The organism is Methanoculleus sp. (assembly GCF_035363275.1).
Lineage (GTDB): Archaea > Halobacteriota > Methanomicrobia > Methanomicrobiales > Methanoculleaceae > Methanoculleus.
Window position 1 is genome coordinate 2,320 of the sequence record NZ_DAOSET010000042.1, and the last position, 17,160, is coordinate 19,479.

The window sequence follows — 17,160 nt, forward strand, 5'->3', positions numbered from 1 at the left end:
TGAATATCCACGCGGGAGGGGGCCTGCCCCCCCGAAGCCTAACGGCTTCTCGTGCTCCGTTCCTATCGGAACATCGCACTCCCCGTCAAGCCCCTCGCACTCCCGCAGATTTCCAGGTGTGCACCTTCTCACCACCGGCGAACCGGACCTGCTCGAGCGTACAGGAGAACCAGAACCCGTTGGTTCCCGCTCGGAGGTCACCGGATCCACTAGATCCATCTCTGGAGCAACTGGTACAGCGATTCCGAATTATCGAACTCTTCTGGTACTCGCCCCCATTTCCCGATGGAGTGGGTGCCGGAGCTGGATGTTCCTCCAAGATCTCCCCATGCTGTGAACCGTGGAGGCTATCGCCTTTGGGGGGTTGCGGGGTGAGATGTCGCAACGCAGGGTTACCGGGCGAAGAGGTCTAAAACCTCGTCGAGGTGTTCGCTTTCGCCCCGGAGGAGCGAGAGAGACCGCCGTCCGGCGCTACACCAGTTCGTGCCTGCGGAGGAACTCCCGGATCTCCCGTGACTTCACCCAGCCCCGGTCGAGCTGCTCGACGATATCGTTGATCCGCCAGATCTGCTTGCGGATCCGCTCCGATGCCTGCTCGTCGTCGAGGAGATCCGCCGTGCCGAGGATGACCTGCAGGGGCAGACGGATGTGGTCGCCGAGGATAGCGAACTGCTCTATGTTCTGCTCGATCTGGGTGAATGCCTGGTGCCGCATCTCTTCTGACCGTCTCTGTTTGGTAATGTCGTAGGAGAGCACCGCGACCCGCACCACGTTTCCTTCTGCATCGGCAACCGGGAAGAGGGAGTTGTAGAGGACCATCCCCTCCCGCTCATCGACACAACGGACCGGCCGGCCAGTCAGGAAGACCTCTTCGATGATCGCCTTCCGTCTCGCGGCGACATCCGGTGGGAGGATTTCGAATATCGATCTGCCCATCAGTTCCTGAAGGCCCCTCCCAAACCTCTCGGCAACCACCTCATTCAGGGCGAGGATCGTGCCGGCGCGGTCGATGAGCATCACAACGTTCGGCGATGCGTTCAGGAGCGCCCGGAACCGCCCTTCGCTCTCCAGGAGGGCCGCTTCCGCCCGCTTCCGCTCGCGAATATCGATGCCGATTCCGACACGCGTATCGTCGGAGAGGCGGATGTTGGCCCAGGCGGTCTCGACGACGGAGCCGTCCTTTGCGACCAACAGGAGGTCGCGCCACCCGGGCTTGAGGGACCGCATGTAGTCGTCGGCTATATTCCGGTAATCCGGGTCGGGGAAGAATCTCGCCATCAGATCGCCTCTTGCCCCGTCCTCATCCGACCAGCCGAGCACCCTCTGGAACTCGCGGTTGAGGCGGAAGAACCTGAGATCCGGGTCGTAGATCGCGATCATCACCGGGATGGTATCGATAACCCCCTGCAGGAGCTCCTGCTGGTGTTCCAGCGCCTGCCGGGACTGCTTCTGTCCGGTGATATCCATCGTGACGCCGACGGCCCGGGTGACGTTCCCGGCCTCATCCTTCTGGACCTCACCCCGTGACTCCAGCCAGGCCACCGCGCCCGTGTCGGGGCGGACGATCCGGTAGTCGGTGTGGTAGAGCCCGCTTTGCTCTTCTTCGGAGCGCAGGCCGTTCATGTCGTCAGGATGAACAAGAGCCAGCCTCTCCCCGGGCCGGGCGAAAGGCGGGCGGCCGTAGATCTCTTCAAAATCGCCGCTGATCCTGAGCCGGCCGGTAGTAGGGTTCCAGTCCCAGACGATCATCCTCGCGGCGCTGAGGGCCAGTTCGAGCCGCTGCTGCTGGATGCGCAGTTCCTCTTCCATCCGCTTCCGGTCGGTGATGTCGTAGGCGAGCAGCGCAAGCAGGTCTCGTTGCGGCCGGTAGAGCGTCACGTCAAGGTGCCTGAAGAGGGCGGGGGACGGCTGTTCAACGTGCTCCGGCTCTCCGGTCTCTGCAACCCTGCAGAAGAGGTTCTGCAGGAATTTATGCATCTCCGGGAAGACCTCTGAGACGCTTTTGCCGATGACCTCTTCGTGTCTGCGCCCGATCAGTTTGAGGCCCTCGGGGTTTACGTCGATGTATCGGTAGTCGACCGGGCGGCCGTCAGCGTCCCGGACGATCGCAAAGACGTAGATTCCCTCGAGCATCCGGTCAAAGAGGAGGCGGTAGATCCCCCCTATCCTCTCCAGGAGCGCCGGGTTCTCCCGTGGCCGCTCCTGGATCAGCCACCGCTTCTCCCCGGCACCCCGGCCGGCGGCGGTGATCGTGACCGGGACCGGGACGCCGCTCCGTGAGCGCAGGGTTGTTTCCCGGGGCGCGCACGCTTTCTCTGCACAGAGGTCGGCAAGCATGCGAGCGATCTCCGGTTGTGCGTCGCGGGAACCGTACGCCGCAAAGAACGTGCCCGGCAACGGCTCCCCGAGGAGGCTCGCTGCCGCCGCGTTTGCCTCGACGATCCTGCCGTCCGCGTCCGTCACCACGAACCCGTCGGTGGAGGACCCGATGAGGTCCCGGAACTGCTGCCGCTCCTCATCAGCCCGGGCTGCAGCTCCGGCCAGGCTCTCTGCAGCACAAAGAAGGTTCCCGGGCGATGCGCTGTTGCCGGAACCTGCCAGCGGCTCGCGGGTGAGTTCACTGATACACTGCCGGACGGCCTGTACCTGTTGGTCCAGAGAAATCTCCTGCATATTACCTCATCTTACCGCCGGCGGACCTACCGGGCCGTGTGAGCGGACGCAGGGACGACCGGACAGAAAGGGATGTTCTGACTGTCATGTATGGGTGCATACGGGCCTCTTGCCGCAGGAACCGGTATACCGGGCTCCCCCCTGCCGGGTGGTGGATCGCGGTTCAGGGATAGTAAACAGCATTCATGTCTCCTGGTCAGTGATATATTTTCTCATATCACCCCGAGCGAAGGTGCGCGGATTTCTGGAATGCCCGCCGGAGGCTGCGTCGGTTCCCGCGCGCCGGGATATCCGGGGAAATCGGCGGGCCGCCCTCTGCGTTGTAGAATACGGCGCTCAAGAGCCGGAGTGATCACGTGTGCAGGATCCTTCCTGCCCGGTCTCCGGGAGACGGGTATTACTCAGGGGCCGGTACGGGAAGCGCGAGGAGGGAGGTGAACCTCACCCGGATCCTCATCGTATCGGGAGCCTTCGGGTTCTTCGCCGCTGGCGGGATAGGCGGCCTGCAGGAAGAGCTGATGCTTCTTACCGCAGTCCGACCCTGTCGGACTTCCATCCGACCGACGGGGCCGTGAGTGGCCGCACCGGAGACAGTATTGCAGATCCTGACCCCCATGCTGCCGGAGCCCGGCCGGGAGATCCGGCGCAATCCTTATCTATCCCGGTGTCGTGTCCCGGTCCGTATGACAAAAGTTACCCTTGTCATAGCATTCCTCCTCCTGGCTCTCGCGCTCGTCGCGGGTGCGGGTGCACAGGTGGTGGGATTGAGCAACACCAGCGATGGCAATGAGAGTTCAAACCAGACGACCGATGGAGGCATGCAGAACATCAGCGGCAACGCGACGGACCTGACGAACGCCGGGTCCATGCTAGCCGCAGAACTCCTGGACAACGCGACCCGGACGACGGTCTCGAACGCCACGACCGAGATCGGGCTTGAACTCGTCGCGGAGAACTTCACCTCGCCCCTCGCGCTCACGGCTCCCGACGACGGGACCGGGCGGATCTTCGTTGTGGACCAGATCGGTGTGGTCTGGGCCGTCGACGCGAACGGGACCACGCTCCCCGAGCCGTTCCTGGACCTCCGGGACAACCTGGTCGAACTCCGGCCGACCTATGATGAGCGCGGCCTGCTCTCGATCGCGTTCCACCCGAACTTCTCGGAGAACGGCAAGGTCTACGCCTTCTACAGTGCGCCCTTGAGGCCGGAGGCCCCTGAGGACTGGAACTGCACGAACCACATCTCCGAGTTCCAGGTCGATCCCGAGGACCAAAACCGGGTGAACCTGACCTCTGAGAAGGTGCTGATGTACATCGACAAGCCCTACCATAACCACAACGGCGGCCAGCTCGCCTTCAGCCCGACCGACGGCTACCTGTATGTATCGCTCGGGGATGCCGGGAGGGCGAACGACGTCGGGAACGGCCACACCCCGGGCATCGGGAACGCCCAGGACCTGACGAAGATCTACGGTAAGGTGCTCAGGATCGACGTGGACAATGTCACCGGCGGGAACGTGACGATCCCGCAGAACGTGACCGGGACGATGAACCAGACCAACAACATGACCGTCAACCGGACCGCGAACCCGCCCGAGCCGACGTGGACGACGCTTGCCGGCAGCCTCTACGGTATCCCCGCCGACAACCCGTTCACGGCGAACCAGACCGAGATCCTGGACACCTACGCCTACGACTCCGTCCCGCCGGAGATCTACGCCTACGGGTTCCGGAACCCGGCCTACATGTCGTTTGATTCAGGCGGCAACAACTCGCTCTTCGTCGCCGATGCGGGCCAGAACCTCTTTGAGGAGGTGGACGTCGTCTACCGCGGCGGGAACTACGGCTGGAACATCCGCGAGGGCACGCACTGCTTCGACCCGAACGCCACCACGGCCCCGCCGGAGTCCTGCAACACCACCGGGCTTCTGGGCGAGCCGCTGATCGGCCCTATCTTCGAGGGCGGCCGTGACCTCGGCATCGTCGTCGTCGGCGGCAACGTCTACCGCGGGACCGTGGTCCCGGACCTCGAGGGCAGGTACATCTTCGGCTACTGGAGCGACAGCCGGACGGTGGGCAACGGCACCCTCCTCGCTGCCACGCCGCCGGCGGGATGGACCGCACCGGAGTCCGCCGCGAACCTGACTCCTGAGGCGAACGCTATGTGGGAAGTCCAGATGGTGAACATTACCGGCCAGGCCAACGAGACCCTGGGGATGTTCCTGCGCGGGTTCGGTGAAGATGCCAACCAGGACCTCTACGTGCTGACGAACGATGTCGGCGGTCCGGACAACTCCACCAGCACCGGCCGGGTCTGGAGGGTCGCGGCACCCACCAATGTCAGCACCACGCCGACGATGAACGTGACCCCGACGGGGAACGAGACTCCTGTGGTTGTTCCCCCGGTCGGAGACCAGACCATGAACATGACCCCGACCTCGACGGCGGCCGGTGCCGCGACGACGGTGAATATCGCCGCCGATAACCTCGCGTTCGACACGAGCACCATCACGGTGCCGGCAGGGGCGGAGGTGACGATGGTCTTTGCGAACCGGGACGACGGTGTCCCCCATAACGTCGCGGTCTACGACAGCCCCCTCCGGACGGAGCAGATCTTCGTAGGCGAGGTCATCGACGGGCCTGCCGAGATCACCTACACCTTCACGGCGCCGTCCGAACCCGGGACCTACTACTTCCAGTGCGACATCCACCCCGACATGAACGGCGAGTTCATCGTGGAGTGATGCGGAGGGCGGGGCTCCTCCCCTCCTCTTCGTGCGGTCTCTTTGTCTTCTGCAGTGCCCGGAAGCGGACGGGGTTCGGGCCCTGCCCGGTATGACCGTTTCTGTGCTGCGAGGGGATGCCGGCTCCGAGCCTGCGCCCCCGGGGACCCCGACAGCGGCGTCCCGCATGGGTGGGCAAGATATAAGTATCATGTCTGTCATGGCCTCCCCCCATGAGACCTGATCTGATCCTTCTGGCGGCACTCCTCCTCGTGAGTGCCGGCATCCTGGCCGCAGGATGCGTCTCGCCGGGTGGAGACGGCACGCAGCCGACCCCCACGGAGACGGTAACCATCCCGACCGAGACCGGAACTCTGACCCCCACGGAGACGGTAACGTTCCCGACCGCCACTGAGACACTGCCCGCCACCGTGGCGACCGCAGCCGGCGGCCAGACCGGGTACTGACGCAGCCGGAGCGTCGAGGTGGGTTGGCGGAGGGGGACCGGCGCCGATTCTCCTCTTTTTCCTGCAGAACTCCGCCAAAAGAGCGTGGAGGTAGTTGCGCCGGGCGTGGCCGGCACCACGAAGGAGCGTCATCACTCCGGCAAAACGGGTGTTGCCGCGACGTTTGAGGGCGGCGTGCGGTGTCCGTTCCCGCCGGCACCCCTCGTCTTCCCGAGCGGACCCGTAAGGGGCGGATCCACGCTACGGTGTCGAAAAAAAGAGAGTTAGTGGTTCTTTCTCGCCCAGAGGAAGAATGCCAGCGGGGCGAGGAGGGGCGCGTAGACGAGGGGTGTCGCCGGTGTCGTCGCCGGCACGGTGGTCGGCTCCGTCGTCACGTTCCCGGTCACCTCGGACGTCTCGGTGACGCCCGGTGTCTCAGTGACCTCTGTTGTGGCGTTTATCTCCACCGCCGATGCGGTCACGCTCACGGGTGATGCAACGATGGCGAAGGTGGAGAACCCGGGGGTGGTTGCCCGGAAGTTGTACTTGCCGCTCTCTTCGCCGAGCACCTCGGTCTCCAGGGACTCCCAGGTGCCGTTGACGTAGCGCACGAGAACAACGTCCTCCGCTGTCGCGTTGTGGCTTTCAAGCCAGTCGGCAGGGACGGTAAAGAATACTGTCGCGTTGCCGATCTGGTTTTGGCCCACCCAGTAGGGGGTGATCTCGATGTACTCGTAGACGTCGCCGGCGGGAGGCTCCGCAGCCGAGGGCGCTTTTGCCTTCTTCACGGTCAGCATCATCTTCGGGATGGTGCCGGCTGCCGTGACGTTCACGCTGCTGACCGATGTGGTGGTCAGTTCTGAGAAGGTGAACGTCTCACCGCTTCTCAGGTTCTCGCGTATCCCTGCGGAGAAGGAGGGGCTGCTGTCGCCGCCGCCACCGCCGCCACCGCCGCCGCCGTTCCCGGGGGTGGGCTCAGGTACGGCGGTCGCCGAGACGGTGATGGCTGCTGTTCCTGCCACGTCGCCTGCCGATGCCGTTACGTCCGTCGATCCCTCTGCGAACGCTCCGAAGAGGCCGGCACTGTCGATCGTGCCGACCTCCGGGTCGGAGGACGACCAGGAGACCTGGATCCAGTCCATCTCGTTGTCGCGCTGGTCAAAAACGGTCGCCGTGAACGCCTGGGTATCTCCGGGCAGGATCGTGGCCGTGGCCGGTTCGACCTCGATGCGGGTCGGGGCCGGCGGGAGGTCGACGGTCACGGTCGCGGTCCCGGTCTCGTTCTCTGCCGTAGCGGTGATGGTCGCTGTGCCTTCGGCAACCGCGGTGAAGAGTCCGTCGGCATCGATGGTGCCAACGGCTTCATCGCTGCTCTCCCAGGTCACTTCGGCACCGGGGGTTACGTTGCCTTCCGGGTCATACACGGTCGCGGTGAACTGCTGCGAATCCCCGCGATCCAGGGTGATCGCCGACGGGGAGACCGCAACGCCCGAGGATGCCGTGGTGACGGTTACCGCCGCGGTCCCGGTTATGTTCCCTGCCGTTGCGGTGACGGTCGTCGTGCCGTCGGCAACCGCGGAGAAGACGCCGCCCGCACCGATGGTCCCGACGGCCTCATCGCTGCTTGTCCAGGCGATCTCGACACCGGTCATGGTGGTGCCGAACTGGTCGAAAGCGGTCGCGGTGAATGTTGCCGTGTCGCCGGAGCCGAGGGTGATCGCCGATGGTGCGACAGCGATGCTGGCGAGAGCCGGCTCTTCGTCGTTGACGATGATGGCCGCCGTCGCGGTTACGTTCTCTGCCGTTGCGGTGACGTTCGCCGTGCCTTCGGCGAGAGCGGTGAAGGTGCCGTTCGCGTCGATGGTGCCGACGGTCTCATCGCTGCTCGTCCAGGTGACGTTGACGCCGGTCATGACGGCGCCGTCCTGGTCGAGAGCGGTCACGATGAACCGCTGGGTGTCGCCGATCGCGAGGGTGGCCCCGGGCGGCGTGATCCGGATGCTCTCCAGGACCGGTTCAACCGGCTCTTCGTCGTTGACGGTGACGAGCGCAGACGCGGATGCATCGCCTGCCGTTGCAGTGACGGCCGTTATGCCCGCGGCAAGGGCGGTGAAGGTACCGTTCGCGTCGATGGTGCCGACGGTCTCGTTGCTGCTCGCCCAGGCGACCGCAACGTCCGTCAGTTCGGCTTCGAACTGGTCATAGACCGTCGCGGAGAAGTTCACCGTCTCGTTGACCGTGGCGGTGGTTGTGAGCGGTGCGACCTCGATCCGCGTTGCGACCGGCTCATCCGGTTCTTCGGCGGTGACGGTGACGGTCGCCGTTCCGGCGATCTCATCGGCCGTTGCGGTGACGTTCGCCGTGCCTTCGGCGAGAGCGGTGAAGGTGCCGTTCGTGTCGAGGGTGCCGACGGTCTCGTTGCTGCTCGCCCAGGTGACGTTGACGCCGGTCATGACGGCGCCGTCCTGGTCGAGAGCGGCTGCCGCGAACAGTCTGGTGTCGTTGATCGCGAGGACGGCCGTAGCCGGCGTGATCCGGATGCTCTCCAGGACCGGCTCATCCGGTTCTCCGGCGGTGACGGTGACGGTCGCCGTTCCGGCGATCTCATCGGCCGTTGCGGTGACGTTCGCCGTGCCTTCGGCGAGAGCGGTGAAGGTGCCGTCCGAGTCGATGGTGCCGACGGTCTCGTTGCTGCTCGCCCATTCGAGATCGATGCCGGTCATGGTCTCGCCGTCCTGGTCAAGAACGGTTGCCGTGAACGTTTCGGTCTCGTCGATCGCGAGCGTGGTCGTGTTCGGTGTGACCGTGATGGTGGTTACCGCTGGCTCGACCGATCCTGTCCCGTAGACGAAGATGTAGAGGTTCGAGTTAAGGCCCGTGCCTCTCTGCCAGGCGACTGTGGTGCCGCCGGCGGTCGGGTAGAGTTGTTCGTCATTCGGGTCTTCGGGTACGAATACGGACATCCCCTCCCCGCCGGTGGCAAGGTCGTGCATGTAGATGCCTCGCGGCCCATCCCGCATGTCTTCCCAGGCGATGATGTTCCCGCTGAGCGCCGGTGAGACCTGATACCCAGGGGCGTTTGTGATCTGCTGTTCTCCGCCGGAGGGGTTATCGAGGTCCATCAGGTAGATCTCGGGATCCTGGATGCCGGATCTGTCAAGGTAACACTCCCAGGCTATCTGGCTCCCGTAGAGCGAGGGCCAGGAGTGGCGGAGCCCGGTCGCGGACACCGGCATTTTCGTCTCGTCAGCGATGTCGTAGTACCAGGCCCGCTCGTCCGCGTCTTCTATCCAGGCGACGTACTTCTCCGAGAGCGCGGGTTTGAACTCGGTATTCCCGTCGGGAATCGTTGTCTTTGCGTCCGAGTCGATGGTGGCCATCACGGCCCCGGCGGCGATGTCGTAGAGGACGATGTTCGCTCTGCCGCTGCTGTCGTCGTACCAGGCGACGTGGTTCCCGCGGACGATGGGCAGCCACTGGTCGCCCGTGTCGGTGGTGAGCTGTGTTGTCGTTGTTGTAGAACGCTGATAGAGGTAGATATCCCAGTTCCCGTCGCGGTTATCCTGCCAGACGATGTAGTCTCCCGAGATGGACGGTTTCTCCTGCGAGGCGTCATCGGATGTTATCCTCTCGCCGACGTAGATGTAGGGTGACGGTGATTTGTTCCGGAATTCGTCTACGGTCCCAAAGTAGATGTCTTTGTTACCGTTCCGATCGTCTTCCCAGACGATCATGTCACCGTCGATATCAGGGCGTTCCTGCGCGTTTACGAAGGGGCGATAGATCTCCTCCCCCGACGCCGCTTCCACCGCCATGGCCGGCGATATCAACAGCCCGATGATAACGACTGCGCACAACAGTGCCAGATGTGTATGTTTTGCCATTCGTTTCCCCCTTTGTGCGAATCGCTCTCCACCTGCAAGACCGTGGTGCCTACCTGCCGGTAGGCACGAACGGACTGGCTAAAGCGGGTGCTTACCGGAGCACCCGACAGGTGTGCTGCGAGTTCCGATTTAAAGCCCGGTCATTGGGTAGCCGGTGAACGGGTGAATAGCGGTATAAATATATATCCTTTACGGTGATTTATTCATAGAATTTTATAATAAAAACTGGTATACCTCAACTGCCTGTATGGCCGGAGGGAGATCCGGACGGGTCTTCGCTACCATCTCGATGGAGAGAGGTGACTGGAGAAGCATCCGGCCGCACTGTCCCCGAACTTCAAAAAAAAGGAGGGTTAGCGGTTCTTCCTCGCCCAGAGGAAGAATGCCAGCGGGGCGAGGAGAGGCGCGTAGACGAGCGGTGCCGCCGGTGTCGTCGTCGGCGCGGCGGTGGTCGGCTCCGTTGTCGGTTCTGTGGTCACGGTGGTGGTGACGTTCATCTCTTCCGTGACCGTGGGAACCGTCTCCACCGGGGTGGTCATGTTCACCGGTGCCGCAGCGATGGCAAAGGTGGAGAACCCGGGGGTGGTTGCCCGGAACCGGTAGTTCCCGCCTCCTTCGCCGGTGACCTCGGTCTCGAGGATCTGCCAGCCGCCGTTGACGTGGCGCATGAGCCTGACGTCCTCCGGGGCCATGCCGTGCTCCTCGAGCCAGTCGGCCGGGATGGTGAACTCGATCACCGCATGGCTGATGTCCTGCGGGTCTGCCCAGTTGAGGGTGATCTCGATGTACTCGTAGACGTCACCGGCGGACTGCCCCGCAGTGCCGGGTTCGCTCCCTTCCTTCACGGTCAGCATCAACCGCGGGATGGTGTCGGCTGCCGTGACAGCGACATTGCTGACCGATGAGACGGTGATACCCGAGAACGTGAACGTCTCGCCCCTCCGCAGGTTCTCGCAGATCCCGGCGGAGAAGGTGGGTCCGCTGCTGCCGCCGTCGTTCCCGCCGCTGTCCCCGGGGTCGGTCGGAGTTGTTGTGGGTTCTACTGTGGGCCCGGGTGCGGCCGTGATGGTGACCGCCGCGGTCGCCTCCACGATGCCGGCCCGGGCCGTTATCTCCGCCGAGCCCTCTGCATGCGCTGTAAAGACGCCGGCCGCATCGATGGTGCCGACGGCCGAGTCGGAAGACGACCAGGCGACCCGGACCCAGTCCATGACGTTGTCGCTCGGGTCATAGACCGTGGCGACGAACTCCTGAGTCTCCCCGGGCGCAAGCGCGGTCGTCGCGGGGTCGACCTCGATGCAGGCCGGGACCGGGATCGGGGGACCGACGGTCACGCAGGCAGAGCCCGAGATCCCGTCCACCGATGCGGTGATGGTCACGTCGCCGTCTTCAAGGGCGGCAAAGACGCCGCAGTCGTCGATGGTGCCGATGCACGGGTCGCTGCTCTCCCAGACCACCACGGCGTCCGGTATGACGCAGCCGTACTGGTCGTACACGGTCTCGGTGAGCGGGAGGGTGTTTCCGGCGGCGATGGTGAAGTCGGACGGGCTGACCGCGAGCCGCGCCGGGACCGCCGATGCCGACCGGACCGTCACGACCGCGGTCCCGATCGCTTTGGTCTCGTTGACCTGAGCGACCATGGCCTCGCCGGCCCCTTCGACTGTCGCGGTGATGGTCGCGGTGCCTTCGCAGCGAGCAGTGAAGAGGCCGCTCTCGTCGATGGTGCCGACGGCTTCGTCGTCGCACGACCAGACCACAACAGAACCTGCGTTGTCCTGCAGGCCATGCGCGGTGAACTGCCGGGTCTCCCCCTCGTCCAGGGTGACCGCCGCCGGAGAGACGACGATGCCCGGGGATGCACGGATGACCGTCACGTCCGCCGTCCCGTCAACGCCGCATGCCGTTGCGGTGACGGTCGCCGTTCCTGCGGAGAGCGCGGTGAAGGCCCCGTCCGCACCGATGGTGCCGACGGTCTCGTCGCAGGTTGCCCAGGCGATATCGACGTCCGGCATGGTGCAGCCGAACTGGTCGTAGGCGGTTGCGGCGAACGTCTCCGCGTCGCCGATGTTCAGGGTGATTGCGGGAGGCGTGACGGCGATCCGGGAGAGGACCGGGTCGTTGCAGGCTACGGTGACGGTCGTGGTTCCGGCGGCGCCGTCGCCCGATGCGGTGAGGGTCGTCGTGCCCGGACAGAGGGCGACAAAGAGCCCGCACTCGTTGACGGTGCCGACACACGGGTCGCTGCTCGTCCAGGCGATCGCGGCATCCGGCACGAAGTCGCCGTAGCAGTTGAGCCCGACGGCCTCAAACTGCCGGGAGTCCCCGGGGTTCAGGGTGACCGCGGACGGGAAGAGGACGATCTTTGCGAGCGCCGGCTCTGCGGCGGTGACGGTGACGGCCGCCGTTCCGGATATGCCGCCTGCCGTCGCGGTGACGGTCGTCGTGCCTTCGGCAAGGGCCGAAAAAGCGCCGTTTGCGTCGATGGTGCCGACGGTCTCGTTGCTGCACGACCACGCTACCGAAACGCCCGGCAGGGTGTTGCCGGACGTATCCGAGCAGACGGTCGCGAACTCCCGTGTCTCGCCGACCACAAGGATGGCCTGTTGCGGCGTGACCGTGATGCTGTCGAGGACCGGTGCTTCAGTGCTGACCGTGACACTCGCGGTCCCGGAGGCGACGCCTGCCGTTGCGATGACGGTCGTCGTGCCTTCGGCTTCCGCCGTGAAGAGCCCGCTCGCGTCGATGGTGCCGACGGCCTCGTTGCTGCTCGCCCAGGCGACGTCGATGCCGGTCATGGTGCGGTTGAACTGGTCACGGAGAGTTGCAGAGAACTGCTGTGTGCCGTTGATCGCGAGTGTGGTCGCGGCCGGTGCGACTACGATGCTCGTTGCGACCGGTTCCTCGGTGGTCACCGTGACCGTTGCACCCGCAGAGATGGTGCCTGCGGTTGCGGTGACGATCGCCGTTCCCGCGGCACGAGCGGTGAAGAGCCCGCTTGCGTCGATGGTGCCGACGGTCGCATTGCCGCTATCCCAGGCGACGTCGACGCCGGTCATGACGTTGCCGAACTGGTCGCGGACGGTTGCCTCGAACGCCACCGTACTGTTGACCGTGACGGTGGGCGTGAGCGGGGTGATGGTAATCTCTGTTGCGACCGGCCCTCCGGGCTCTCCTGCGTTTACGGTGACGGTCGCCGTTCCGGATACGTTGCCCGCCGTCGCGGTGACGGTCGCGCTGCCCGCGGCCTTCGCGGTGAAGCGGCCGGTGTCGTCGATGGTGCCGACAGTTGCGTTGTCGCTCGTCCAGGTGAACGTAACGCCGGACAGTTTGAGCCCGAACTGGTCGCGGGCGAGTGCGGAGAACGGTTCGGTCTCGCCGACGTTCAGGGTGGCCGTGGGCGGTGTGACATCGATGTTCGTTACGACCCGCTCAACCGGCGCTTCGGGCTGGTAGACGAAGATGTAGAGGTTCGAGTTGGGGCCACGGCCTCTCTGCCAGACGATCGTGTTGCCGCTGACGGCAGGGTAGAGGTGTGCATCCTCGGAATCTTCGGCTTCAACCAGGCACATCTCTTCGCCCTGGAAGTCTCCCACGGCGAAGAGGTCGCACATGAAGATGCTCCGTTCTGGAATCTGCTTGTCCTCCCAGACGATGATGCCCCCGTCGATCGCCGGTGAGACCTGATCGAAATCGTTTCTGGTGATAAGCATCGTCCCTTCGGCGGGATCGTGGATATCGGCGATATATATGTCGGGATCCATCCTGTAGAGGGTATCTTCCCAGGCGATGAAGCTCCCGGATAGCGAGGGCCAGGACTGGGAGATCGAGGGCAATGGGTCATCTTCCGGTCTCGGGGCTATCGGCCCCACTATACTGCCGGCCGCGATGTCGTAGTAATAGACCTTGTCGTAGGTATGGACCGTCACGTCTCCCGGTTCTACCCAGGCGACGTACTGCTCCGAGAGTGCGGGTTTGAACTCGGTCGTCCCGCCGGGAATCGTTGTCTTTGCGTTGACGTCGATGACGTCCTTCACGGCCCCGGCGGCGATGTCGTAGAGAACGATGTTGGTCCTGCCGCTGCTGTCGTCATACCAGGCGACGTAGTTCCCGCAGATCGCGGGCAGCCACTGGTTGCCCGGATCGGTGGTGAGTCGTGTCGTCGTCGTTGTGGAACGCTGGTAGAGGTAGATATCCCAGTTCCCGTGCCGGTTGTCCTGCCAGGCGATGTAGTCTCCCGATATGGACGGTTTCTCCTGCGAGGCGGGGTCGTCCGTTATCCTTGTCCCGACGTAACTGTACGGCAGGGTGCTCCGGAAGTCGTCTACGGTCGCGAGAAATATGTCCTTGACTCCTTTTTCCTGTTCATCGTATCGGTCGTCTTCCCAGACGATCGTGTTGCCGTCGATATCAGGACGTTCCTGCGCTCCGTTGAAGGGACGATAGATCGCCTCCCCCGGGGCCGCTATTGCCGCCATAGCCGGCGATATCAGCAGCCCGACGGCGATGATTGCGTACAGCAATGCCAGATGCGTGTGTTTTTTCATGTTTTCCCCCCTTGATCGCTCTTCCGCCTGTGGAATCGCCGGTGCAGACCTGCCGGTAGGAATGAACGGTCGGCTAAAGCAGGGGCTTGCCTGAGTGCCTGGCAGGCGGAGTGCGAAATTCTCGTTAAGACCCGGTCATAGGGTAGCCGGTGAAGGGGTGGATAGTGGTATAAATATATAACCTTTACGGATATTTATTCTCATTTTTTTATAATAAAAACGAGAATTTCTTATGAGCCTTTATGGCCAGAGGGAGATCCGGACAGGTCTTTTTCGGATCGCACTCTGCCAGAAACGGGGAGACTGATGACGGCGTATATCCATCCGGCGACCGATATGGTCGGGTTTTTTCCACGGGGACCGCTGCTCATCGACCGGGTGCCCGGATCTTCGATCACTCGGATCCGGTATGGGTTTTTGATGGGTTGAACTGAATCTCACAGGTTATCGTAGGCATTTTTCCGATGGTCGAGATCGACCGCCATGATGACGAGCTGTTGATGCTCGAACGCCAGGATCACCCGGTACACCCCTACCCGCAGGGAGAATAGTGGTGAGTTCGTCAGGCGCTTCACCTGCAGGTGGGGAGATTCGTCTTCCGCCAGCAGTTCAAGTGCCCTGACGATCCGGGTGGCAGCCTCCTCTGGGAGGCGCTTTAATTTATGCCGGGCTCTTTTCGAGTAAATGAGCGAGTATCTCAATCGATCCCCAGATCCCGCTTCAACTCTTCGTGCGTTACAAACTCGCCCCGCCGGATCTCGTCAAGCGACGCCTGGATGTCGGCGATCGTCTCAGGGCTCAGGGGCTCGGGGTCCTCGCTCTGGTCCAGCAGCCGGCGGACTATGGTCCGATATGGCTCTCTGGGGTAGTGGCGCAGGCGGTTCAACCGGTCCCGGTCGGATCTGGTGATCTCGATCGTGGTTGTCTCCTCGGGCATAACGAGTTATGGGTCGTCATAAGATATAATAACGTGGCTATGGGTGGAGGTGATGGGGGGTCACGCTCCTCAGGTCCCGTTTCAGCGCCTCGTGCCTCACAGCCCCGCCGGATATCGTCGAGCGATGCCTGGATGCTGGTGAGTGCCCCCGGACTCCGGAGTTCGGGGTCGCCGCTCTGGTCCAGCAGTCGGCGAACGATAGCCGGTAGGGCTCATTCGGGTAACGGCGGAGTTCATCCAGACGGTTCCGGTCGGATTTGAAGGTATTGATTGTGATTGTGGTCGTCTCTTCGGGCTTGCCGGATGACATGCCGCCGCCGAATCGCATACCCATCCACACTCCTGGTAACCATTATGCTGAGAGGCTGCCGCCGGGCGCCCTTCGAAGAGGCGGGGGGAGGCCACTGCCTCGTTCTTCGCACTCCCGGCCTCCGGCCGCCGGGTCCCGCCCCCTTCACAGCGGGAAGATCGCGTACTGGATGTACCAGATGTACTCCACCGTCGGTATCCAGAAATGATAGCCCTCCCAGCAGCTGGTGGCGAACCGGAAGTCGACGACGGCCAGCCACGCAAACGGGAAGAAGATCAACACCGGGACCGCGTAGGCGAGGAGGCGGGGGAGAGGTCCGGCGGGCGAGGACAGCAGAGCACCGCGGCCCCGGCGAGGAAGAGATAAGTGAGGGTCGTGATGAACGCCGGAAGAGTCTTCACCAACCATTGTAAATATGACCAGCACTTACAGTATTGTCATGGTTGCAACCAAGCGGATACCGGTCTCAGAAGGTGTATGGGAGGACATCTCCGATCTCAAGCGCCCGGGACAGACGTTCGATGATCTCCTCTCCCACATGGTGGAACTGGAGAAGAAGCGCCGATTCATCGAGGATATGGATCGTATTGAGGCGGAGGGGGATTTCGTGGAGCTGAATTTTGACGTTCCGGATACTGATTAACCGCAAGGCCCTTGAGAGTATCCGGAGTTTCCGCTCGAAGAGCCGGCGGATCGTCATGGAGAGACTGAAGACGCTTCAAGATGATCCGTTCCCCGGTGGCGGGAGCGATAAAGAACGTCTGTATGTTCAGGGACGGGAAGACACCTATCGCCTTCATATAAGCCATACCTTCACGGCATTCTATCGCATCCATAAGGCAGAGCAAGAGGTTCATGTTCTCGCCGTGATGCCGATCGAGCGAGCGCACAAGTGGTATGGGCGTTTTTAACCCCAGAAGTCAACTGTTAACCCTATCGTGCAGCTATTCAGCCCGACGGTGATGTCGTAAAACCGCGTGAACCACCCCCCGGCTTTGCGCAGGGGGTCTTTACGCTCTGCCGTTCGCACCTCCGGTGCTCAAACTCCACCCCCGCAAAGGCACGACGGAGAAGCGGGGAGCGCATCACTCCTCACTTCCCGTCTCTCCCTCGTAATCGTCGCATTCATCCTCAGCGTCCTCGGTCTCCAGGATGTACCCCGCGACGGCGAGGATGAGCGGCACCCCGACGGGACGGCAAACCCCGTCGGGCCGTGGAGGGTGGGGCCGTACCCTGGGTTGCGACGAACCTGCAAACGTCAACTTCCTGCCCTTCAGAGCGGGAAGATCGCATACTGGATGTACCAGATGTACTGCACCATGGGTATCCAGAAGTGGTAGCCCTCCCAGCAGCTGGTGGCGAACCGGAAGTCGACAATGACTTCCCAGGCGAGCGGGAAGAGCATCAGCACCGGGACGGCATAGGCGAGGAGGCGGGGGGAGGCGCGGCGGGCGAGGACGGCGGCATAGAGCGCCGCTGCCCCGGCGAGGAAGAGGCAGGTGAGGGTCGTGATGATCGTGACCTGCCCGGCGGGGTTGTTGCCGGCGATGACCTGGAGGACGATGAATATGAGCGGGAGGTCGATGATCGCGAGCCAGAAGAGGATCTTGAGGGATTCCCGGACCCCGTCGCCGTCGAGACCG

General features: G+C 63.3%; 12 protein-coding genes. 2 read left to right on the forward strand and 10 right to left on the reverse strand.

Annotated elements, in window-relative coordinates:
• Positions 1-471 precede the first annotated feature (471 nt).
• Positions 472-2,673, reverse strand: a complete 2,202-nt coding sequence (locus PLN84_RS09590; RefSeq protein ID WP_292559115.1) for a PAS domain S-box protein — start codon at positions 2,671-2,673, stop codon at positions 472-474.
• Positions 2,674-3,356: 683 nt separating this feature from the next.
• Between PLN84_RS09590 and PLN84_RS09595 the strand changes: the two genes are divergently transcribed.
• The gene (locus PLN84_RS09595) at positions 3,357-5,417 is read left to right on the forward strand and encodes a PQQ-dependent sugar dehydrogenase (protein ID WP_292559116.1); all 2,061 of its coding nucleotides are present in this window, start codon (positions 3,357-3,359) and stop codon (positions 5,415-5,417) included.
• A gap of 212 nt (positions 5,418-5,629) precedes the next feature.
• Complete coding sequence (locus tag PLN84_RS09600; protein ID WP_292385526.1) at positions 5,630-5,863, forward strand: hypothetical protein; 234 nt, start codon at positions 5,630-5,632, stop codon at positions 5,861-5,863.
• 263 nt (positions 5,864-6,126) lie between these two features.
• Here the strand turns inward: PLN84_RS09600 and PLN84_RS09605 are convergent, their stop codons facing one another.
• The 9 genes from PLN84_RS09605 to PLN84_RS09645 all read right to left on the reverse strand — a co-directional run.
• Positions 6,127-9,726, reverse strand: coding sequence for an Ig-like domain-containing protein (locus PLN84_RS09605; protein ID WP_292385528.1), 3,600 nt, complete (start codon positions 9,724-9,726; stop codon positions 6,127-6,129).
• A 353-nt stretch (positions 9,727-10,079) separates the two neighbouring features.
• Positions 10,080-14,270, reverse strand: coding sequence for an Ig-like domain-containing protein (locus PLN84_RS09610; protein ID WP_292385530.1), 4,191 nt, complete (start codon positions 14,268-14,270; stop codon positions 10,080-10,082).
• A 437-nt stretch (positions 14,271-14,707) separates the two neighbouring features.
• A complete protein-coding gene (locus tag PLN84_RS09615) occupies positions 14,708-14,971 on the reverse strand; it encodes a type II toxin-antitoxin system RelE/ParE family toxin (RefSeq protein WP_292385532.1) in 264 nt (87 codons plus the stop codon).
• The gene (locus tag PLN84_RS09620; RefSeq protein WP_292385533.1) at positions 14,968-15,207 is read right to left on the reverse strand and encodes a hypothetical protein; all 240 of its coding nucleotides are present in this window, start codon (positions 15,205-15,207) and stop codon (positions 14,968-14,970) included. Before PLN84_RS09620 ends, PLN84_RS09615 begins: the two co-directional genes overlap by 4 nt.
• 37 nt (positions 15,208-15,244) lie before the next feature.
• Complete coding sequence (locus tag PLN84_RS09625; protein ID WP_299953933.1) at positions 15,245-15,541, reverse strand: hypothetical protein; 297 nt, start codon at positions 15,539-15,541, stop codon at positions 15,245-15,247.
• Positions 15,542-15,661: 120 nt separating this feature from the next.
• Positions 15,662-15,925, reverse strand: coding sequence for a hypothetical protein (locus PLN84_RS09630; protein WP_292385535.1), 264 nt, complete (start codon positions 15,923-15,925; stop codon positions 15,662-15,664).
• Between the two features lie 58 nt (positions 15,926-15,983).
• Positions 15,984-16,217 (reverse strand): hypothetical protein, encoded by a 234-nt coding sequence (locus PLN84_RS09635; protein ID WP_348532029.1) that lies wholly within the window; start codon positions 16,215-16,217, stop codon positions 15,984-15,986.
• Between the two features lie 385 nt (positions 16,218-16,602).
• Positions 16,603-16,779, reverse strand: coding sequence for a hypothetical protein (locus PLN84_RS09640; RefSeq protein WP_348532030.1), 177 nt, complete (start codon positions 16,777-16,779; stop codon positions 16,603-16,605).
• A gap of 11 nt (positions 16,780-16,790) precedes the next feature.
• A partial coding sequence (locus PLN84_RS09645) for a hypothetical protein (RefSeq protein WP_348532031.1) occupies positions 16,791-17,160 on the reverse strand: 370 nt, incomplete at its 5' end.

Bases quoted from the DNA above. Each gene is read 5' to 3' on its own strand.
- PLN84_RS09590 (WP_292559115.1), bottom strand. From the start codon at position 2,673: ATGCAGGAGATTTCTCTGGACCAACAGGTACAGGCCGTCCGGCAGTGT.
- PLN84_RS09610 (WP_292385530.1), bottom strand. From the start codon at position 14,270: ATGAAAAAACACACGCATCTGGCATTGCTGTACGCAATCATCGCCGTC.
- PLN84_RS09600 (WP_292385526.1), top strand. From the start codon at position 5,630: ATGAGACCTGATCTGATCCTTCTGGCGGCACTCCTCCTCGTGAGTGCC.
- PLN84_RS09605 (WP_292385528.1), bottom strand. From the start codon at position 9,726: ATGGCAAAACATACACATCTGGCACTGTTGTGCGCAGTCGTTATCATC.
- PLN84_RS09635 (WP_348532029.1), bottom strand. From the start codon at position 16,217: ATGACGATCCGCCGGCTCTTCGAGCGGAAACTCCGGATACTCTCAAGG.
- PLN84_RS09630 (WP_292385535.1), bottom strand. From the start codon at position 15,925: ATGGTTGGTGAAGACTCTTCCGGCGTTCATCACGACCCTCACTTATCT.
- PLN84_RS09620 (WP_292385533.1), bottom strand. From the start codon at position 15,207: ATGCCCGAGGAGACAACCACGATCGAGATCACCAGATCCGACCGGGAC.
- PLN84_RS09625 (WP_299953933.1), bottom strand. From the start codon at position 15,541: ATGGGTATGCGATTCGGCGGCGGCATGTCATCCGGCAAGCCCGAAGAG.
- PLN84_RS09595 (WP_292559116.1), top strand. From the start codon at position 3,357: ATGACAAAAGTTACCCTTGTCATAGCATTCCTCCTCCTGGCTCTCGCG.